At 75.1% G+C, this 22006-nt stretch carries 2 protein-coding genes; both read right to left on the bottom strand.

Annotated features, from left to right (window positions below; translation table 11 throughout):
• Positions 1-2: 2 nt before the first annotated feature.
• Positions 3-15413 carry a non-ribosomal peptide synthetase gene (locus HUT19_RS23000; protein ID WP_176182270.1) on the bottom strand — a complete coding sequence of 5137 codons (15411 nt, stop codon included), beginning with the start codon at positions 15411-15413 and terminating at the stop codon, positions 3-5.
• On the bottom strand, positions 15410-21757 hold the full coding sequence (locus HUT19_RS22995) for a non-ribosomal peptide synthetase (RefSeq protein WP_176182269.1): 6348 nt from the start codon (positions 21755-21757) through the stop codon (positions 15410-15412). The genes HUT19_RS23000 and HUT19_RS22995 overlap by 4 nt, the downstream gene beginning before the upstream one ends.
• Positions 21758-22006: the final 249 nt, after the last annotated feature.

Below are 22006 nucleotides of genomic sequence, written 5' to 3'. Positions count from 1 at the left end.
AGCTAAAGCCCACTCTCGAACGCGTCGATCTCGTCCTGCGACAGCGACAGCAGGGAGAGGTCGGACGGGGTGAAGCCGCCCGCCTCGGGGCGTTCGGCGTGCGTGACCAGGGCGCTCAGCGCCTCGAACCAGTAGTCGGCCACCCGGCGGACCTCGTCCTCCGCCAGCAGTTCGCCCGGCCAGGACCAGATGGCCACCAGACGCACCCCGTCGGGGCGGTCCTGGGCGACGGCGCTGACGCCGATCGCGTGGGCCAGGGGCAGGGCCGGATCGGCTCCGGAGCCCAGGGTCTCGACGGCCTCCGGGGGCGCCGCCCAGTCCTCGGCGCGCACCTCTTCGGGGTCCACGGCCGCGAACCGGCCGAGGTAGTTGAACCCGATCTGCGGTGCGGCGAGCGCGGCCAGCTCCGGGCCGTGCTCCGGGTGCAGATGGCGCAGCAGCCCGTAGCCGAGGCCCTTGTCGGGCAGGGCGCGCAGCTGCTCCTTGACCGCCTTCAGCGCGGTGCCCAGGGCCGGTCCCCCGGTGCGCAGCTCCTCCTCGGACACCGGTCCGGGGTCGACGGCGACCGGGTACAGGCTGGTGAACCAGCCGACCGTACGGGACAGATCGACGCCGTCCGCGATCTCCTCGCGGCCGTGGCCCTCCAGTCCGACCAGCAGCGCCGAGCCCTCGCCGCGGCCGCGTTCCCGCCGCCGGCGGGCGACGGCCAGCGCCAGGCCGGTCAGCAGGACGTCGTCCACTCCGGCGTTGAAGGCGGCGGGCACCCGGCCGAGCAGCGGTTCGGCCACCTCGCCCGGCAGGGTCACGGTGAAGCTGCGGGCGCTGCCCACCACATCGCGGGCCGGGTCCAGCGGGCGGTCCGCGAGCGCCGGATCGTCGGTGGCCAGCACCGAACGCCACAGCTCCGGCTCTCCGCCGCGCTTCCCGGCCGTGGCCTCCTCGGCCAGCAGCCGCGCCCAGCGGCGGAAGGAGGTGCCCACCGGCGCGAGCCGGACGTCCTCACCGGCGGTCACCGACTGCCAGGCGGCCTCCAGGTCCTCCTGGAGGACCCGCCAGGACACCCCGTCGACGGCCAGGTGGTGCACGACGAGCAGCAGCCGGCCCGGGCGGTCGCGTCCGGCGTCGAACCACACGGCCCGCACCAGCTCCCCGTCCTCCGGCGACAGTTCGCCCTGGACCCGGACCTGTTCCGCCGCCACCCGCTCGATCAGCGCGGACGGCGCCACCCCGGCGATGTCCGCCCGGCTGATCAGCCGGGCGGCCTCCACCGCGCCCTTGGGGGCGACCTCCAGCCGCGGCCCGGCCCCGCCACCCGCGGGCAGCAGCTTCGCCCGCAGCATGTCGTGGTGGTCCAGGACGGCCTGGAGGGCGGCGGCGAGCAGGCTCTCCGAGCAGTCCGCGGGCACCTGGACCAGACTGGCCTGGTGCACGGTGCCGGTGGGCCCGCCGCGCTCGTACAGGTCCAGCATCACCGGGGTGAGCGGCAGTTCGCCGAGGGCGTCCTCGGGGGCCTCGGCGGGGGCGGCGGCCGTCTCCTCGCGGGCGACCCGCGCCAGCGCCCGTACCGTCTTGTGCCGGAACACCTCCCGCAGACTGATCAGCAGCCCGGCCTTACGGGCCTTGCCGGCGAGCTGGATGGAGACGATGCTGTCGCCGCCCAGCTCGAAGAAGTCATCGTCGGGACCGACCTCCTCGACGCCCAGCACCTCGCGGAAGAGCGTGGTGAGCAGCTCCTCGCGGGAGCCGCCGGTGCCCTCCCCGGCCCCGGCCGGGTCGTCGCCGCCGGTGCGGGCGCGCGCTTCGAGCGCCGGGCGCACCGACGCCCACCAGCGGGCGGGCGCGTCGTCGCCGAGCTCGCCGACCGGGCTGCCGGGGGCCTCGGCCATGGCCGCCAGAACCCCGCGCAGCGCGGCCATCAGTCCGGCGATCTCGGTGGCGGTGAACAGGTCGGGGCGGTAGCCGAGTCGGCAGTGCAGCTCGGTGCCGTCGAGACCGGCGTCCAGGGTGAGCGGGTAGTGGGTGGCGTCGTTCATCTCCAGGTCCACCGCGCGCACCCGGCCGTCGTCCTCGCCGCCGAACCCGGCGCCGTCGGCGGGCACGTTCTGGAACACCAGCAACGTGTCGAAGAGTTCGCCGTGGCCGGTCTCGCGGCGCAGCTCCACCAGCCGGATGTGCTCATGCGGCATCAGCTCGGTCTGCCGCTCCCACAGCCGGCGCAGCAGCGCCTCCAGCGGTTCGGCCGGATCGATCCGGACCCGCACCGGGACGGTGTTGATGAACAGCCCCACCATCCGCTCGACGCCCGCCACCTGGGGCGGCCGTCCGGCCACCGTGGTGCCGAAGACCACGTCCCCGGAGCCGGTGATCCGGCTGAGCAGCAGCCCCCACGCGGCCTGGACGACGGTGTTCATCGTGACCCCGTGCCGCTGGGCGGTGGCGGTGAGCGCGGACACCAGCGCGCGCGGCATGTTGGCGGAGACCTTCTCCGTCATCACCGGCGGCCGGTCCGGGTCGGCGGGCGCCAGCAGGGTGGGCCCGGCGAGACCCGACAGCTCCCGGCGCCAGGCGGCCCGGGTGGCCTCCCGGTCCCGGTCGGTGAGCCAGCGCAGGTAGTCGCGGTACGGGCGGGCCGGGGGCAGCCCCGAGCCGTCGCCCTCCGCCGCGTACAGCCGCATCAGCTCGTCCAGCAGCACCGGGGTGGACCAGCCGTCGAGCAGCAGATGGTGCCAGGTCAGCACCAGCCGGTGACGGCCGGTGGCCAGCCGCACCAGGGTGCAGCGCAACAGCGGCGGCCGGGCCGGGTCGAAGCGGTGGGCGCGGTCCCCGGCCATCACCCGGGCCAGTTCGGCGCCGCGCTCCTCCTCGGGCACCGCGCTCAGATCCCGTTCGGACCAGGGCAGTTCGCCCTCGGCCAGGACGATCTGCACCGGCTGGGCCAGTCCGTCGTGGGCGAATCCGGCGCGCAGGTTCGGATGGCGGCGCAGCAGGCCCGCCACGGCCGCCCGCAGCGCGCCCGGGTCGGGCTCCCCCTCCAGGTCCAGCCCGAACTGCACGGTGTAGACGTCCAGTTCGGTGTCGCTGTAGAGGGAGTGGAAGAGCAGCCCCTCCTGGAGCGGGGCCAGCGGCAGTACCTCCACCAGATCCGGGTGGTCGCGCTCCAGGGTGTCCACCTCCGCCTGGGTCAGGGAGACCAGCGGGAAGTCGGACGGGGTGCGGCCACCGGCGCCGGTGCCCGAGGCCAGCGCGGCCAGGGCGGCCCGCCAGCCGTCGGCCAGCTCCCGGACGTCCGTCCCGGCCAGCAGCTCGCCCGCCCAGGTCCAGCGGGCGGTCGGCTCCCCGCCGCCGGTGACCGCCCACTCGATGTCGAGCGCGTACGGCAGCGGGGTGTCCGGGGCGCCGGGCGGGGTGGGAACGGCCGCGCCGGGGGTGACCCGGATCTGGGGTGCGGCGAATCCGGCGAACACGGCGGCGGTCTGCGGGTTGAGATGGCGCAGCAGCCCGTAGCCGACCCCGTGGTCGGGCACCGCGGCCAGCCGCTCCTTGATCCGCTTGAGCGCGGCACCCGGCTCCGGGGCGTCCCCGGTGTCGAGGCGGACCGGGCGGGTGGCGGTGAACGGGCCCACGGTGCCGGACAGTTCCGCCGGGGCGCGGGTCCGGCCGTCCGCCGCGACGTCGAGCAGCAGCCCGGCGGGGGCCGGACGGCCGTGGCGGTCGCGCCACTCGGCCACCGCGAGGGCCAGCGCGGTCAGCAGCACCGTGTCGGGGTCGGTGGTGAACCGCCGCGCCACCTCGGTGAGGGCTCCGGCCGGCAGGGTCACCTCCAGGGTGCGGGCGGTGGCGGCGAGATCGCGGGAGGCGTCCAGGGCCCGGTCACCCAGCGGGGTGTCCCCCGCACCCAGCACACCGGTCCACACCGCCACTTCCTCGATCCGGGCCGGGTCGGCGGCCTCGGCGGCCAGCCGCTCGGCCCAGGCGCGGAAGCTGGTGGCCACGGGGGTGAACGCCGGGGTCCGGCCCTCGTCCGCCGCCCGCCACGCCTCGTCCAGATCGCCCAGCAGCACCGGCCAGGAGCCGGGGTCGGCGGCGAGCTGGTGGACGACCAGCAGCAGCCGGTGGACGGCACCGGGTCCGGCGTCGAACCACACGGCCCGGACCACCACCCCGCTCTCCGGGGCGAGCCGGGCGCGGGCGGCGGCCGCCTCCTCCCGTACGGCGGCGTCGAGGGGTTCGCCGGTCAGCTCGCGGGCGTCGACCCGGGTGAGCAGATCACCGGCGGACACCGCGCCGCGCGGCAGCGTCTCCAGGCTCCACACGTGGTCCCCGACCCGGCGGGTGAGCCGCAGCCGCAGGGTGTCGTGGTGGTCCAGCAGCGCCTGGAGCGCCGCGGCCGGTCCGTCCCCGCCGCGCACCGCCCGCTCCACCAGAGCGTCGCGGCCGAGGTGATCGGCCGGAGCGCCGGTGCGCAGCACATGCAGCGCCGGGGTCAGCGGGATCTCGCCGACTCCGGTGTCCGGGGCGGTCCGCTCGGCCTCCCCGACGGCCACCGCCGCCGCGGCCAGCTCCTCGACCGTGCGGTGGCGCAGCACATCGGCGGCGGTGAACTCCAGGCCCGCTTCCAGCGCCCGGCTGACGAGCTGGATGGAGACGATGCTGTCGCCGCCCAGCTCGAAGAAGCCGTCGTCGATACCGACCCGCTCCACCCCGAGCAGTTCGCCGATCAGCGCGCACAGCAGCCGTTCCTTGGCGTCGCGCGGCTCCCGGCCGCCGCCCCCGGCCCCGAGCTCGGGTTCGGGCAGCGCGGCGCGGTCCACCTTGCCGTGGGCGGTCAGCGGCAGTTCGTCCAGTGTCACCAGGGCGGCGGGCACCATGTAGGCGGGCAGCCGCGCCGCCAGATGGGCACGCAGCGCCTCCGGGCCGGGCGGCCTGCCGCCCTTGGCGACGGCGTAGCCGATGAGCCGGTCGCGGCCGTGCTCGTCGGGGCGTACGGCCACCGCGGCGCGGTCCACCTTGGGGTGGGCGGCCAACGCCGCCTCGATCTCGCCGAGTTCGATCCGGAAGCCGCGGATCTTCACCTGGTCGTCGGCGCGGCCGACGAACTCCAGCTGACCGTCCTGGCGGTGGCGGACGACGTCCCCGGTGCGGTACAGCCGCTCGCCCGGCCCGCCGAACGGGTCGGCGACGAAGCGCTCGGCGGTCAGCACCGGCCGGTGGAGATAGCCACGGGCCAGCCCGGCCCCGGCGATGTACAGCTCGCCCGCGACCCCGGGCGGGACCGGGGCCAGCCGGTCGTCCAGGACGTAGACCCGGGTGTTCCACACCGGGCCGCCGATGGGCGCGCGCACCGCCCCGGTCAGCGGACGGCTCATGGTGGCCGCCACGGTGGTCTCGCTGGGCCCGTAGGCGTTGACCATCCGTCGCCCGGCCGACCATCGCGCCACCTGGTCCGGGGCGCAACTCTCACCGCCGACGCCCACGGTGCGCAAGGAGGGCAGCTCGGTGTCGGGCACGGTGGCCAGCGCGCCCGCGGTCAACTGGAAGTGGGTGATGGCCTGGTCGCGCAGGAGCGCGGCCAGCTCCGGCCCCACGGGTGCGCCGTGGCCCTCGGGCAGCACCAGCGCGGCCCCGCTGAGCAGCGTCATCGCCAGGTCGGCCATGGAGACGTCGAAACTGGGCGAGACGGCTTGCAGCACCCGGCTGTCGGCGTCGAGGGCGAAGGTCTCCCGGTGGGCACCGGCCATGCTCGCGATACCGGTGTGGGTGACCACCACGCCCTTGGGGCGGCCGGTGGAGCCGGAGGTGTAGATGACGTACGCGGGGTGGGCCACGGTCAGCGGCCGCAGCCGGTCCGCGTCCGCCGGATCGCCGGTGGCGGCCGCGGCCGCCTCGGCAGCGGTCTCCGCCCCGTCGACCACCAGCGGTGGCGCTCCGGTGGCCGCGCCGATCCGCCCGGCCTCGGCCGCGGTGGTGAGGACCAGCGCGGGCCGGGCGTCGCGGGCGATGAACGCGATCCGCTCGTCCGGGTAGCCGGGGTCCACCGGCAGATACGCCGCCCCGGCCTTGAGCACGCCCAGGGTGACCGCGAGCCAGTCCGGCGACCGGGGCACGGCCACCGCGACCAGGTGCTCGGGGCCCGCGCCCCGCGCGATCAGCAGCCGCGCCCACCGGTTGGCGCGGGCGTTGAGCTCGGCGTACGTCAGGCTCTGGGCACCGGCGACCACGGCGGTGCGGTCGGGGGTACGGGCGGCCTGCGCCGCGAACAGGTCCGGGAACGTGGCCGGTCCGGCCTCCCGCGCGGTGTCGTTCCACTCGACGAGCACCCGCCGCCGGTCCTCGCCGCCGAGCAGCTCCACCCGGCCCACGGGCTGGTGCGGATCCCCGGCGACGGCGGCCAGCACGGCGCGGAACCGCGCCGCCAGCGCCTCCACGGTGGTGTGGTCGAACAGCTCGGTGCGATAGGTGATCTGCCCGCGCAGCCCGGCGGGCGCGCCGTCCGCGTCGAACACCTCGCCCAGCTCCACACCGAGGTCGGCCTTGGCCGACGTCAGGGCGAAATCGGCCGGGGAGGCGGTGAGACCGGGCAGCTCCAGCCGCGGGGCCGCGTTGTTCTGGAACGCCAGGAACACCTGGAACAGCGGGCTGTGCGCACGCGTCCGGTCCGTTCCGAGCGCGTCGACCAGCCGCTCGAACGGCACGTCCTGGTGGGCGTAGGCCGCCAGGTCCGCGGCCCGCACCCGGCCCAGCAGCTCGCCGAAGTCCGGGTCGCCGCTGAGATCGGTGCGCAGCACCAGGGTGTTGACGAAGAACCCGACGAGGTCCTCCAGCGCCTCGTCGGCGCGTCCGGCCACGGCCGTGCCGATGGGGATGTCGTCCCCGGCGCCCAGCCGGTGCAGCAGGACGGCGAGTCCGGCCTGCACCACCATGAACAGGCTGACCTGGTGTTCCCGGGCCAGCTCGACGAGGCGTGCGTGCAGGTCGGGGTCGTAGCCGAACTCCACCGTGCCGCCCTCGTGGCCGGGTTCGGCCGGGCGCGGCCGGTCGGTGGGCAGCGGCAGTTCGGCGGGGGCGCCGTCGAGCGCGTCCGCCCAGAAGTCCAGCTGCCGGGAGATCAGGCTGTCCGGGTCGTCCTCGCTGCCCAGCACGGTCCGCTGCCACAGGGTGTAGTCGGCGTACTGGACGGGCAGCGGGGCGAGGTCCGGGGTGCGGCCCTGGACCCGGGCGGCGTAGGCGGTGGACAGATCGCGGGCCAGCGGCGCGTTGGACCAGCCGTCGCTCGCGATGTGGTGGACGGTCAGCAGCAGTACGTGTTCGTCCTCGGCCACCCTGAACAGATGGGCCCGCAGGGGAAGTTCGGCCGCCAGGTCGAAGCCGCGCGCGGCGGCCCCGCGCAGCGCCTCCGCGAGACCGGTGGCCGAGGTGTCGGCCGTCTCCAGCGGGACGGTGATCTCCTCCGGGGCCAGGATGTGCTGGCGGGGCCGCCCCTGGGTGTCGTGGAAGACCGTCCGCAGGCTCTCGTGGCGGGCGAGCACATCGCCGAGCGCCGCGCGCAGCGCGTCCCGGTCCAGGGTGCCGCGCAGCCGGATCGCGATCGGCACGTTGTAGGTGCCGCTCGGCCCGTGCAGCCGGCCGAGGAACCACAGCCGCGACTGCGCGAAGGACAGCGGGATCTCATCGGGCCGGGCGGCCGGGACGAGCGCCGGGCGGGCACCGCCCGCGTCCGCCAGCCGCCGGGCGAGCAGCCGCGCGGTGGGGGCCTCGAACACCGCCCGCACGTCGACCTCGGCGCCGAAGGCGGACCGGACCCGGCTCAGCAGCCGCACGGCGCTGAGCGAGTTGCCGCCGAGCGCGAAGAAGTCGTCCTCCACCCCGGCCTCGGGGATCTCCAGGACCCGTGCGAACAGCCCGCACAGGATCTCCTCCTGCGGGGTGCGCGGCGTCCGCGCGGCCGCCGTCCCGGAGCGGAACTCCGGCTCCGGCAGCGCCGCGCGGTCCAGCTTGCCGTGCGCGGTCAGCGGCAGCGCGTCCAGCACCACGACCGCGTCCGGGACCAGGTACGCGGGCAGCGCCCCGGCCATCCGCTCGCGCACCGCCGCACCGTCCAGGGTCCGCCCCGGGCGGGCGGTGGCGTAGGCGATCAGACGCCGGGTGCCGGGCCGGTCCTCGCGGACCACCACGGCCTGCGCGGCCACGTCCGGGTGGGCGGCGACGGCCGCGGCCACCTCGCCCGGTTCGATCCGGTGGCCGTGCAGCTTCACCTGGTCGTCGGCGCGCCCGGCGAACACCAGGTTCCCGTCGGCCCGTCGGCGCGCCAGATCGCCGGTGCGGTACATCCGGGTCCCGGCCGGGCCGTACGGGTCGGCGGTGAACCGCTCGGCGGTCAGCGCGGGCCGGCCCAGGTATCCGCGGGCCAGCGCGGTCCCGGCGATGTACAGCTCGCCCACCACCCCGGCGGGCACCGGCCGCAGCGCCGCGTCCAGGACGTACGCCCGCACATTGCCCTGCGGACGGCCCATCGGCACCGGACCGCCGGGCAGTTCGGCACCCGGGGCGATGCGGTACTCGGTGCAGTTCACGGTGGCCTCGGTGGGCCCGTACACGTTCCACACGGTGGCCGCCGGATGGCGCGCCCGCCACTCCGCCAGCGCCTCCCCGACCAGCGCCTCCCCGCCGAGCAGCAGCTCCTGGGCGGGTGAGAAGCCGTCGGGCAGCGCGCCCAGCAGCGGCAGATGGCTGGGGGTGGCCTTCATGAACGTCACCGGGGTGGCGGCGAGCCGGGCCGCCACCGGGTCGTTCTCCTCCAGCGCCCCGACGAGCACCGCGCCACCGGTCACCAGCGGGGTGAACAGGGCGGTGACGGTGAGGTCGAAGGAGACCGGCGAGTGCAGCAGCGCCGCCCCGGCCGCGCCCGGATAGGTACGCGCGGTCCAGGCCAGATAGTCGGCGACCGAACGGTGCGCGACCACCACACCCTTGGGGCGCCCGGTCGATCCCGAGGTGTAGATGACGTACGCGGGGTGGTCCGGCGTCAGCGGCGCGGCCCGGTCGTCGTCGGTCAGCCCACCGGACGGCAGCGCGGCGAGGGCGGCGGCCGTGTCCGCGTCGTCCACCACCACCCGCGCCACGTCGTCGCCGGGCAGTCCGGCGGCGAGCTCCGCGGTGGTCACCAGCAGCACCGGGGCGCTGTCGGCCAGCATGGAGCCGATCCGCTCGGCCGGGTACGCCGGGTCCACCGGGACGTACGCGGCCCCGGACTTCACCACCGCCAGCAGCGCGACGACCAGTTCGGCGGAGCGCTCCATCGCCACCGCCACCAGCCGCTCGGGTCCGGCCCCGCGCTCGGCCAGCAGCCGGGCGAGCCGGTTGGCGCGCGTCTCGACCTCGGCGTACGACAGCTCGGTGCCGTCGTGGAAGAGCGCGGGCGCGTCCGGGGTACGGGACACCTGCGCCTCGAACAGCTCCGGCAGCGTCCGGTCGGAGGCCGGGAGTTCAGGACCGGCCCACTGGGACTCCAGCCGGGCCCGCTCCTCCTCACCGAGCAGATCGACGCGGCCGACGGGCAGTTCGGGGGTGGCGGCGATCGTCTCCAGCAGCCGCCGCATCCGCACGGTGATGGCGGTGGCGGTGTCCGCCTCGATCAGATCGGGACGGTGGTACCAGTGCAGCGCCATCCGGCGCTCGTCCCGCATCACCACCACGCCCAGCGGATAGTGGTTGTCGCCCTTGGTGTCGACCTCGGTCAGGGTCAGCCCGTGCACCGGTCCTCCGGCGCCGTCCGCGCCGTCCGCGCCGTTTGAGGGATAGTTCTCGAAGACGACGGCGGTGTCGAACAGCGTGCCGAGGCCGGTCAGCCGCTGGAGGTCGGCAAGACCCAGGTAGTGGTGGGCCAGCAGTCCGACCCGCCCCTCCTGGACCCGCACCAGGGTGTCCAGCAGCGAGGCGGCCGGGTCGACCCGCACCCGCACCGGCACCGTGTTGCTGAACAGCCCCACCATGGACTCCACGCCCGGCAGCTCCGGCGGACGGCCCGAGACGGTCTCGCCGAACAGCACATCGTCCCGGCCGGTCAGCCCGGCCAGCACCAGCCCCCAGGCGCCCTGCACCACCGCGTTCATGGTCAGCCCGTGGCGGCGGGCGAGCGCGCCCAGCGCGGCGGTCAGCTCCGCGGGCAGCTCATCGGTGATCCGTCCCGGCAGCACCGCCGCCCGGCCCGTGGCGTCCGGCGCCACCAGCGTCGGCCCGTCCACCCCGGCCAGCGCGGTACGCCAGGCGTCCTCGGCGGCGCCCCGGTCCTGCCGAGCCAGCCAGGCCAGATAGTCGCGGTACGGGACGACCGGCGGCAGCACCGTGTCCTCGCCCCCGCTTCCGTACAGCGCGAACAGCTCACCCGCCAGCACCGGTGCCGACCAGCCGTCCAGCAGCAGATGGTGGGCGGCGAACAGCAGCCGGTGGGCGTCCTCGGCCAGCCGGATCAGGGTGAAGCGCAGCAGTGGCGGCAGCTCCGGGTCGAAGCGGTGGGCCCGCTCGGCGTGCAGCAGCCGGTCCAGTTCGGCGGTGCGTTCGTCCTCGCCGAGCCCGCTCAGGTCGATTTCGTTCCAGGGCAGTGCGGCCTCGTGCGGGATCAGCTGGAGCGGCCGTCCGTCGGCGGTGCGGTGGAAACCGGCGCGCAGGGTGTCATGGCGGCGCAGCAGTCCGCTCACCGCGGCGCGCAGCGCACCGGTGTCCAGGCGGCCGGTCACATCGACGGCGAGCCGGGTGATGTAGACGTCCTCGGCGTCCTGGTCGTACGCGGTGTGGAAGAGCAGCCCCTCCTGGAGCGGGGAGAGCGGCAGCACATCGGCGAGGCCGGGCTGGGCGGCGGCGAGCCGGTCGATCTCCTCCTGGTCCAGCTCGACCAGCGGCAGGTCCGACGGGCTGAGCCCACCGCCACCGGGCCGGTCGGCGTGCGCGACCAGCGCCTGAAGCGCGTCGAACCACGCCCGCGCCACCTCCGCCACCTCGTCCTCGGTGAGCAGTTCGCCCGGCCAGGTCCAGGTGGCCGACAGCCGGGGGCCGTCGGGGTGGGTCTCGGTGACGGCGTTGACGGTGAGCGCGTACGGCAGCGGGGTGGCCGCGCCGGCGCCACCGCCGAGGCCGTCCCCGGAACCGTCCGCGCCGTCGGCGGTGCCGATCCGGCCGAGGTAGTTGAAGCCGATCTGCGGTTCGGCGTACTTCGCCAGGGTCACGGCGGTGCGCGGGTTGAGATAGCGCAGCAGTCCGTAGCCGATCCCGTGGTCCGGAACCGCCCGCAGCTGCTCCTTGACCCGCTTCAGCGCCCCGGCCAGCTCCGGGCCCGCCGCCGCCCTCTGCTCGCGGGACAGCGACCCCGGGTCGAGACGCACCGGATAGAGGCTGGTGAACCAGCCGACCGTACGGGACAGATCGACGCCCGGCACGATCTCCTCCCGGCCGTGGCCCTCGAGGCCGACCAGCACCGAGGAAGTGTCACCGCGTCCGTGGCGGCGCCGCCAGTCGGCCACGGCCAGCGCCAGCGCGGTCAGCAGTACGTCGTTGACCTCGGCGCGGAACGCGGCCGGCACCCGGCCCAGCAGCGGTTCGGTCACCTCGGCGGGCAGCCGCAGGGTGAGGTGTCCGGCGGTGGCGAGGGTGTCCCGGGCCGGGTCCAGCGGGCGTGCGGTCAGCGCCGGATCACCGCCGCCCAGCACCTCGCGCCACAGCGGCATCTCACGCATCCGCTCCGGTTCGGAGGCGGCGGCCGTCAGCGCCCGCGCCCAAGCGCGGAACGAGGTGCCCACCGGCTCCGGGACGAAGCGGCGGCCCGCGGCGGCGGCCTCCAGGGCGGCGGTCAGTTCGGGCAGCAGAATGCGCCAGGAAACGCCGTCCACGGCCAAGTGGTGGATCACCAGCAGCAGCCGCCCCGGCTCGGCCGGGCCCGCGTCGCACCACACGGCCTGCACCATCCGGCCCTCGCCGGGTGCCAGCCGGGCCTGCGCCGCGCCGAACTCCTCGGCGGTCAGCGCCGGCAGGGCGTCTGCGCCGAGACCGGCGGTGTCCACCCGGCGCAGACAGTCCTCGGCGCGCACCGCACCGCGCGGGGCGACCTCGAGGGTCCACTCGCCGATGTCCTCGATCCGGTGCAGCCGCAGCCGCAGCGCGTCGTGGTGGTCCAGCAGGGTCTGGAGCACCTGGCCGACGCGCTCGGCGTCGAGACCGGCCGGCACCGGGACGGGCATGGACTGGTTGAACTCGTCGACCGGGCCGCCGTGTTCGCTGAACCAGTGGATGATCGGGGTGAGCGGCACCCCGCCGATCCCGTCCGAGGGCGCGGTGCGCCGCGCGGGCGCCTTGCCCTCGGTGGCGACCCGGGCCAGCGCCTCGACCGTCTTGTGGCTGAAGACGTCGCGGGGGCTGAACCGCAGCCCGGCCTTGCGCGCCCGGCTGATCAGCTGGATCGAGCCGATGCTGTCGCCGCCCAGCTCGAAGAAGGACTGGTCGGCGCCGACCTTCTCCACCCCCAGCACCTCGGCGAAGAGCGCGCACAGCAGCTTCTCGCGGTCGGTGGCCGGTTCCCGGCCGGTGTCGTCCGAGCCGAGGTCGGGGGCGGGCAGGGCCTTGCGGTCCAGCTTGCCGTTGACCATGAGCGGCAGCGCGGCCAGCGGGATGAACAGCGCCGGGACCATGTACGCGGGCAGCAGCCCGGCGACATGGTCGCGCAGCGCCTCGGCCCCGGGGGTACGGCCCGGCGCGGGCACGACGTACGCCACGAGCTGCCGTACGCCCGGCTGGGACTCGTGGACGACCACGGCGGCGCCGTCCAGCTCCTCGTGGCGGGCGAGCACCGCCTCGATCTCGCCGAGTTCGATCCGGAAGCCGCGGATCTTCACCTGGTCGTCGGCGCGCCCGACGAACTCCAGCTGGCCGTCGGCCCGCCGGCGCACCACATCCCCGGTGCGGTACATCCGCGACCCGGGCGGACCGTAGGGATCGGCGGTGAACCGCTCGGCCGTCAGCGCCGCACGCCGCAGATAGCCACGCGCCAACCCCGGCCCCGCCACATACAGTTCACCGGCCACTCCGGGCGGGGCCAGCCGCAGCGAACCGTCCAGCACATACGCCCGGGTCCCGGGCACCGGGGTGCCGATCGGGGGCGTTCCGGTCCCCGCGGTCAGCGGCTCGCTCATCGACACGGCGACGGTGGACTCGGTCGGACCGTAGGCGTTCACCATCCGGCGGCCCGGCGCCCAGCGCTCCACCAGCTCCGCCGGGCACGCCTCCCCGCCCACGACCAGACAGCGGAAGTCCGGCAGCGACCCGGCGGGGACACTCGCCAGCGCGGCGGGCGGGATCAGGGCATGGGTCACCCATCGGCCGGAGATCACCTCGGCGAGCGGTTCCCCCGCCAGCGGTCCAGGGGCCGGAACGACCAGCGTGGCACCGGACGTCAGCGTCATGCACAGTTCCAGCACCGAGGCATCGAAACTGGGCGAGGAGAACTGCAACACCCGACTGTCCGCCGACACCGCGAACCGCTCCCGCTCGGCCGCCGCGAACGCCGCGATGCCACGGTGGGAGACCACCACACCCTTCGGCACACCGGTGGAACCGGACGTGTAGATCACATACGCCGGACCGTCGAGCGCGACGGGGACCGGCACGGGCGCGGCCGATGATGCCTCGGTGCCGTCGACCATCAGCACGGCCCGGCCCCCGGGCACCACCTCCGCGTACGCCTCCGTGGTCAGCACCACCACCGGACGGGCATCGTCCAGCATGAACGCCACCCGCTCCGCCGGATAGTCCGGATCCACCGGCAGATACGCCGCCCCCGCCCGCATCACCGCGAGCGAAGCCACCACCGACTCCACCGAACGCCCCAGCACCAGGGCCACCACATCCTCCGGCCCCACCCCCGCCGCCGACAGCCGACCCGCCAACGCGTCCGCCCGCGCCGCCAACCCCGCGTACGACAACGCCACATCCGCCGACTCCACCGCCACCGCGTCCGGCGACCGCCCCACCTGCGCCGCGAACAGCTCACAGAAGGTCACCGGTTCCACCGCACGGCCCGTGGTGCGTCCGCCACCGAGCTCCCGCCGCTCGTCCTCGGACAGCAGCGCGATCCGCCCGGCCGGACGGTCCGGCTCGTCGATCAGCGTGCGCAGGATGCGGACCAGCCGCTCGCCCGCGACCGCCACATCGGCCCGTGCGAAGAGGTCGGGCCGGTAGTTGAGCACCAGCCGCAGCCGTCCCTCGAAGACATGCGCCACCAGGCACAGCGGATAGTGGTTGGCGTCCAGGACGTCGAAACCGTCGATCCGCAGCTCGCCCGCGAGCGCGCGCAGCGACTCCAGGTCGAAGGGGAAGTTCTCGAACGCCACATAGGTGTCGAACAGTTCGCTGTGTCCGGCCAGCCGGTGGATCTCGCTCATCCCCAGGTGCTGGAACGGCATCAGCTCCATGTGTTCGCGCTGGAGCCCGGCGAGGGCGTCGGCCAGCGGGGTGCCCGGGGTGATCCGCATCCGTACCGGCAGCGTGTTGATCAGCATGCCGACCATCCGCTCCACGCCCGCGACCTCCGGCGGACGGCCGGAGACGACCGTGCCGAAGGTGACGTCGTCCCGGCCGGTCAGGGCGGCCAGCAGCAGCGCCCAGGCGCCGTGCACGGCGGTGGAGAAGGTGAGGTCACGGCCGCGCAGCCGGGCCGACAGCGCCTCGGTCTCCGCCTCCGTCAGCTCCAGCGCGAGCTGTTCGGGGTGGACGACCGCGCGCCCCGGGTCGGCCGGGGCCAGCCGGGTGGGCGCGTCGATGCCCTCCAGGGCCTGCTTCCACACCTTCTCGGCGCGGGTGCCGTCCTGTCCTGCCAGCCACGCCAGATGGGTGCGGAACGGGGTGACCGCGGGCAGCGCGGCGGTGTCGCCCCCGCGGCCGTAGAGCTCGAACAGCTCGCCCAGCAGCACCGAGGTGGACCAGCCGTCCAGCAGGATGTGGTGGAAGGTGCACAGGAAGCGGTACGCACCCTCGCCGAGCCGCACCAGCAGGAACCGCATCAGCGGCGGCCGGGACAGATCGAAGCCGTGGGCCTTCTCGGCGTTCTGCAACCGCTCCAGCTCCGCGGCGCGCTTCTCCGCGCCGAGCCCGCCGAGGTCGGCCTCCGCCCACGGCAGCTCCACCTCGCGGGAGACCACCTGCACCGGACGGCTCTGTTTGGGGTGCAGGAAGCCGACGCGCAGATTGGCGTGGCGGCGCAGCAGGGCCGCGGCGCTCTCCCGCAGCGCGGCCACCTCCAGCGCCCCGCCGAGGTCCAGCACCACCTGCACGGTGTAGACGTCGTGGCCCTTCTCGTCGTACAGCGCATGGAAGAGCAGCCCCTCCTGAAGGGGCGACAGGGGAAGGATGTCCTCGGGGCCCGACTTCGTCATTGCAGCGTCCTCCACTCGGCTTCCAGGCCGTCGATCTCGTCTTGGGATAGCTCCACCAGCGCCAGGTCCGACGGCGCGTAGCCGCCCGCCTCCGGCCGCTCGGCGTGGTCGGCCAGCGCGCGCAGGGCCCGGAACCAGCCGTCGGCCAGCTCACGCATGTCGGCGTCGGACAGCAGCCGTCCCGGCCAGGTCCAGGAGGCCAGCAGCCGGTGGCCGTCCGGATGCCGGTGGGCCACCGCGTTCAGCTCCACCACGTGCGACAGGGGCTGACGCGGGTCGCCGTCGCCGAGCACGGCGTCGGACTCGGCGGCGGGGCTCCAGTGGCCCGCCGCACCGGATCCGGGCGCGTCGGCGCGGCCCAGGTAGTTGAAGAGCAGCTGCGGGGTGGCGAGTCCGGCGAGCCGGGCGCCCGCGGCGGGGTCGAGACGGCGCAGCAGCCCGTAGCCGATGCCCTCGCCGGGCAGGGCGCGCAGCTGCTCCTTGACGGTGCGCAGCGCCGCACCGGCCGCCGCGCCGCCGGACCACAGTCCGGCCCAGTCGCCGTCGGCCACGCCCGGGTCGAGCCGGGCGGGGTGGACATCGGTGAACCAGCCGACGGTACGGGACAGGTCGAGGCCGTCGCCGAGGTCCTGGCGGCCGTGGCCCTCCAGGTCGATCAGGGCGCCGGGGCCGCCGGGCGCCCCGCGCCGCGCCCGCCAGTCGGCGACGGCGAGGGCGAAGGCGGTGACCAGCACCTCGTGCACGGTGGCGCGGAGGGCGGCCGGCACGCTGGTCAGCAGTGGCTCGGTGCGGTCGGCGGGCAGGGTCATGGTCAGCCGCCGGGCGGCTCCGGCGGTGTCGGTGGCCGGGTCGAGCGGGGTGTCCACCAGTCCGGGGGCGGGCTGCCGCAGGATCCCGGCCCAGATCCCGCTCTCGGCCGCGCGGACGGCGTCGGTGGCGCGTGCGCGCAGGGCGGTGGCCCAGTGGCGCAGCGGGGTGCCGACGGGCGGCAGTTGGGGCGCACGGCCCTCGCCCGCCGCCTCCCAGGCGGTGCGCAGGTCCTCGAGCAGGATCTGCCAGGACACCCCGTCCACCGCGAGGTGGTGGACGGCGAACAGCAGCCGTCCGGGGGCACCGGGCCCGGCGTCGCACCAGACGAGCTGGGCCATCACCCCGGCCTCCGGGTCGAGCCGCCGCCAGGCCGCGCGGGCCTGTTCGGCCACGGTGGCGCGTACCGCGTCCGGGTCCTGACCGGTCATGTCGATCCGCCGGACCAGGTCGCGCGCGGCCACGGCGCCGCGTTCGGCGATCCGGTACGTCCAGCCGCGCCCGTCGCGCCGGGCGCGCATCCGCAGCGCGTCGTGGTGGTCCAGGACGGCCGCGAGGGCGGTGGTGAACCGGTCGTCGTGGCCCGCGCCGGGCGGCACCCGGGTCAGGGTGGTCTGGTGGAAGGCGGCGAACGGGCCGCCGGGGCCGCCGCGTTCCTCCAGCCAGCGCATCACCGGGGTGGCCGGGAGGTCGCCGGTGGCGCTCACGGCCGCCTCCAACGCGGTGGCCGCGGCGGGTCCGGCCGCCGGCAGCGCGGCGGCGATCCGGGCCACCGTCTTGTGCTCGAAGACGTCCTTGGGGGCGAGGTCCAGGCCCATCCGGCGGGCGCGGGCGACGAGCTGGATGGAGACGATGCTGTCGCCGCCCAGCTCGAAGAAGGAGTCGTCGAGGCCGACCCGCGCCACGCCCAGCACCTCGGCGAACAGCCCGGCGAGCGCTTCCTCCCGGGCGTCGCGCGGCGCCCGGTGCTCCGTGTCAGCGCCGTCGGGGCCGAAGGCTCCGGTGTCCGGGGCGGGCAGCGCCCGCGCGTCCAGCTTGCCGTTGGGGGTGAGCGGCAGCTCCGGCAGGGCGACGAACGCGCTGGGCACCATGTAGTCGGGCAGCAGCCCGGCGGTGTGGGCGCGCAGGGCCGTCCCGTCCACCGCCGCGCCCGGTTCGGGCACCGTGTAGCCGACGAGCCTGCGCAGCCCCGGCTGGTCCTCGCGGACCACCACCGCGGCCCGCGCCACTCCCGGGTGGCGCCGCAGCACCGCCTCGACCTCGCCGAGTTCGATCCGGAAGCCGCGCAGCTTCACCTGGTCGTCGACGCGGCCGAGGTAGTCCAGCACGCCGTCCGGCCGCCTGCGGGCCAGATCGCCGGAGCGGTACATCCGGGCGCCGGGGGCGCCGTACGGGTCGGCGACGAACCGTTCGGCGGTCAGCCCCGGCCGGCCCAGATAGCCGCGGGCGAGCTGGCCGCCCGCGATGTACAGCTCGCCGGGCACCCCGGGCGGCACCGGCCGCAGCGCCCCGTCCAGCACATAGACCGCCGAGTTCCACATCGGGCGGCCGATCGGCACCGGTCCGGCGGGTATCTCCTCCTCGGGACCGATGCGGTGCTCGACACAGCCGACGGTGGCCTCGGTGGGTCCGTACTCGTTGACGACGGTGGCGCCGGGCCGCTGCTCCCGCCACCGCGCCACCACCTCGCCGAGCAGCATCTCGCCGCCGACGACCAGTTCACCGGTGGGCGAGAACTCCTCGGGAAGCACTCCGAGCAGCCCCAGGTGGGACGGGGTGGCCTTGAGGAAGCCGGGCCGGGGCGCACCGTCGCCCGGCCCCTCCAGCGCGCCGACCCGCACACAACCGCCGCTGATCAGCGGCGCGTAGAGCGCGGTGACGGTCAGGTCGAAGGAGACCGGTGAGTGCAGCAGCGCGCTCTCCGCCACCGACGGGTACCGCTCGCGCGCGTAGCCGAGGTACACCGCCACCGAGCGGTGGGCCACCACCACGCCCTTGGGGCGGCCGGTGGAGCCGGAGGTGTAGATGACGTACGCGGGGTGGTCGGCGGCCAGCGGGGCGCGGCGGTCGGTGTCGGTCGGGTCCCGCTCCACCGTGCCCGCGGCGCGCGTGATGTCGAGCACCGGCAGCCCGTCGGGTACGGCTCCGGCGGCGGAGGGGGCGGTGAGCACCAGCGCCGGATCCGCGTCCGCGAGCATGAAGGCGATGCGCTCGGCCGGGTAGTCGGGGTCCACCGGGACGTACGCGGCGCCCGACTTGACCACCGCGAGCAGCGCCACCACCAGATCGGCCGAGCGCGGCAGCACCACGCCCACCAGCCGCTCGGGTCCGGCGCCGCGCGCGATCAGCTCGTGGGCCAGCCGGTTGGCGCGTACGTTCAGCTCGGCGTAGCGATACGTCAGCGCGCCCTCGGTCAGGGCGGGCGCGTCCGGGGTGCGGGCGGCCTGCGTCTGGAACAGCTCGGGGAGCAGCGCGCGGGGCGTCACGGTGGGCGCCTGGTTGACGCCGTACAGCAGCCGTTCGCGCTCGGCGGCGGTGAGCAGTCCGATGGCGCTGAGCGGGCGGTCGGGGTCGGCGGTCACCGCGTCCAGCAGCCGTACGAACCGGTCGGCCATCCGCTCGACGGTGTCGCGGTCGAACAGATCGGTGGCGTACTCCAGCCGTCCGTCGATCCCGGTGGCGGCGCCCTGGTCGGCGGCCCGTTCGTCCAGGCCGAACAGCAGGTCGATCTTGGTGACTCCGGGGTCGACCTGCTGCGGGGTGGCGGTCAGCCCCGGGAGTTCCAGGGTGGATTCGGACGGCGTCTGCACATCCATCATCACCTGGAACAGCGGGTTCCGGGACAGGGAGCGCTCCGGGTTGAGCGCCTCCACCAGCCGCTCGAACGGCACGTCCTGATGGGCGTGGGCGGCGAGCGCCATCTCCCGGGAACGGCCGAGGAGTTCGGCGAAGCTCGGGTCGCCGGTGAGGTCGTTGCGGAACACCACGGTGTTCACGAAGCAGCCGATGAGATCGTCCAGCGCCGGATCGGTGCGCCCGGCCACCGCGCTGCCCAGCGGGATGTCCTCGCCCGCGCCCAGCTTGTTCAGCAGCACGGCCACCGCGCTCTGGAAGACCATGAACAGACTGGCGCCGTGGGCGCGGGCGAGCTCCGCGAGCCGGGTCCGGAGTCCGGCGCCGACGGCGAACCGCACGATGTCCCCGCGCTGGCTCAAGCCCGGCGGCCGGGGCCGGTCGGCCGGCAGCGACAGCTCCTCCGGCAGCCCCTCCAGGGTCCGCTTCCAGTACGCGAGCTGGCGGCCGAGCGGGCTGTCGGCGCTGTCGGTGCTGTCCTCGCTGCCGAGCACGGTGTGCTGCCACAGGGTGTAGTCGGCGTACTGGACCGCGAGCGGCGGGAGATCGGGTGCGGCGCCCGCCGCCCGCGCGGTGTACGCCCGGCCCAGATCGCGGGCGAGCGGGGCGAGCGAGAGCCCGTCGGCGACGATGTGGTGCAGCACCACCAGCAGTACGTGCTCCTCGGGGCCGAGCACCAGCAGCCGGGGCCGTACCGGCGGTCCGGCCGCCAGGTCGAAGCCCTCGGCCACCACGGCGGCCACGGTGGCGTCGAGCGCGTCCTCGGTCACCTCGGTGACCGACAGCACCACCCGGGCATCCGCCTCGGCGGGGCTGAGGACGTGCTGCCGCGGGCGCCCGTCGGTGTCCGGGAAACAGGTGCGCAGGCTCTCGTGGCGGGCCAGCACATCGGACAGCGCCCGCCCCAGCGCCGGCCGGTCCAGCCGCCCGGACAGCCGCAGCGCGAGCCCCATGTTGTAGGCGCCGGTGGGAGCTTGGAGCCGGTTCATGAACCACAGCCGCTGCTGGGTGAGCGACAGCGGAAGCTCGGCGGGGCGCGCCATCGGCGCCAGGGCGGTACGGGCGCCGTCGGCACCCTCGATCCGGGTCACCAGCCGGGCCACGGTCGGCGCCTCGAAGACGGTGCGCACCGACAGCTCGGCGCCCAGGGTCTCGCGGATCCGGCCGAGCAGCCGGATGGCGGAGAGCGAATGGCCGCCGCGTTCGAAGAAGTCGTCGTCCAGGCCGATGCGTTCGGCCTTCAGCACCTCGGCGACCAGGGCGCACAGGGTCCGTTCGCGCGGGGTGCGCGGGGCGCGGTACGGCGCCCGTACGGCCTCCTCGGCGGGCGCCGGGGCGGACGCGGCCACCGGCGCGATCCAGCCCTCGGGCAGCGGCAGTTCGAGTGCGCCGACGGTGTCCCCGGGCGCGGCGTCGGCCAGGGTGGCGAGGAAGTCCACCAGCCGCTGCCGGTGGTCCGCGACCGCGTCGTGGTCGTACAGATCGGCGTTGGCGTGGAAGTCGACGAGGAAGCCGTCGCCCGGCTCCCGGTTGTCGACCACCAGCGACAGATCCTCCTCCGGGCCGATGGAGAAGCCGCGCACGGTCGAGGGGCGGCCCGCGAAGGTCAGCGGGGTGCCGTACATGATGAGGTTGATCTCCGGGCCCCACAGCCGCTTGCGCGTCCCCACCCGGCGCAGATCGCGGTGCACGTCCTCGTAGCGGTAGCGCTGATGGCGCAGCACCTGGTGGAGTTCGCGGCTGACCGAAGTGAGCAGCGCGGCCACGGTGGTGTCCGGGCCGACCTCGGTCCGCAGCGGCAGCGCGTTGGAGACCATCCCGGGGGTCCTCCGGGCGGCCGGGTCGGGGCGGGCGGCCACGGCAAGGCCCAGCACCACATCGGTGGCGCCGGTGAGCCGGTGCAGATAGGCGGCGATGGCGGCGACCGTCACGGCCGGCCAGCTCACCCCGGTCTCCCGGCCCAGCGCGCGCAGGCCGTCGGCGGTCTTGGCGGGCACCTCCCCGGCCAGCCGCACATGGTCGGTGGGCACCCGGTCCGGCCGCGGCGCCAGGCTGACCGGCTCGCCGAGACCCGCCAGTCGGCCGGTCCAGAACTCCCGGTCCTCGGCGAACCGTTCGGACTCCCGGTAGGCCAGGTCCTGGGCCACCAGCTCACGCACCGACCCGAACCGGTCGGGCGACGGCTCGTCCCCGGCCACCAGCGCGGTGTACACCTCGGCGACCCGGGCCACGATCAGCGACCAGCTGTAGCCGTCCACGATGGCGTGGTGCACCCGGCTGAACCAGGTGTACCGGTCCTCGGCCAGGGTGATCAGCCCGAACGTGAACAGCGGCCCCGCGGAGAGATCCACCGGGGCCGCCACCCGCGCGAGCATCCACGCCTCCGCCTCCGCGGAGGGATCGGCAGCGCCGCTCACATCGAGCGTGTGCAGCGGCCAGTCCACGGCCTCCTGGACGATCTGGCGCGGACCCTCGGCACCGGGCACGAACCGCAGCCGCAGGGTGTCGGCCTCGTCCACGGTGCGCCGCAGCGCGGCCTCGAACAGCACGGTGTCGACCGGACCGGATATCTCGACGCATTCGGCGATGCTGTACATCGGGTTGTCCGGATTCACCTGCTGGGCGAGCCACATTCCGGACTGGGCGGCCGTCAGCGGCACATGGGGACCATTCTGATCGGCCATTGCCATTCACCTCGATTGGGTAGGCTCATCGATCGGGCCCAACCCTACGGAGCTTCGGGAACGGCCCCAGGGGCGCATGAAAAACTTGAAATCGCCGAGAAACGCATATCGAAGAATGCGTATCGCGCTGTACCGGATGCGCGCCGGACGGCTACCGTCGACGGCTGCTCCGCACCTCGACGGCCACCCCGCACCTCGACGGCCGCCCGGTACGGAGACTGCCCCGGCCTGGGGACGGCCGGGGCAGTC

Origin of the sequence: Streptomyces sp. NA02950 (genome assembly GCF_013364155.1) — a bacterium.
Taxonomy (GTDB): Bacteria; Actinomycetota; Actinomycetes; order Streptomycetales; family Streptomycetaceae; genus Streptomyces.
Note: the sequence above shows the minus strand (reverse complement) of the source record. Positions and strands in the feature narration are given on the sequence as shown.

Bases quoted from the DNA above. Each gene is read 5' to 3' on its own strand.
- HUT19_RS23000 (WP_176182270.1), bottom strand. From the start codon at position 15,413: ATGACGAAGTCGGGCCCCGAGGACATCCTTCCCCTGTCGCCCCTTCAG.
- HUT19_RS22995 (WP_176182269.1), bottom strand. From the start codon at position 21,757: ATGGCCGATCAGAATGGTCCCCATGTGCCGCTGACGGCCGCCCAGTCC.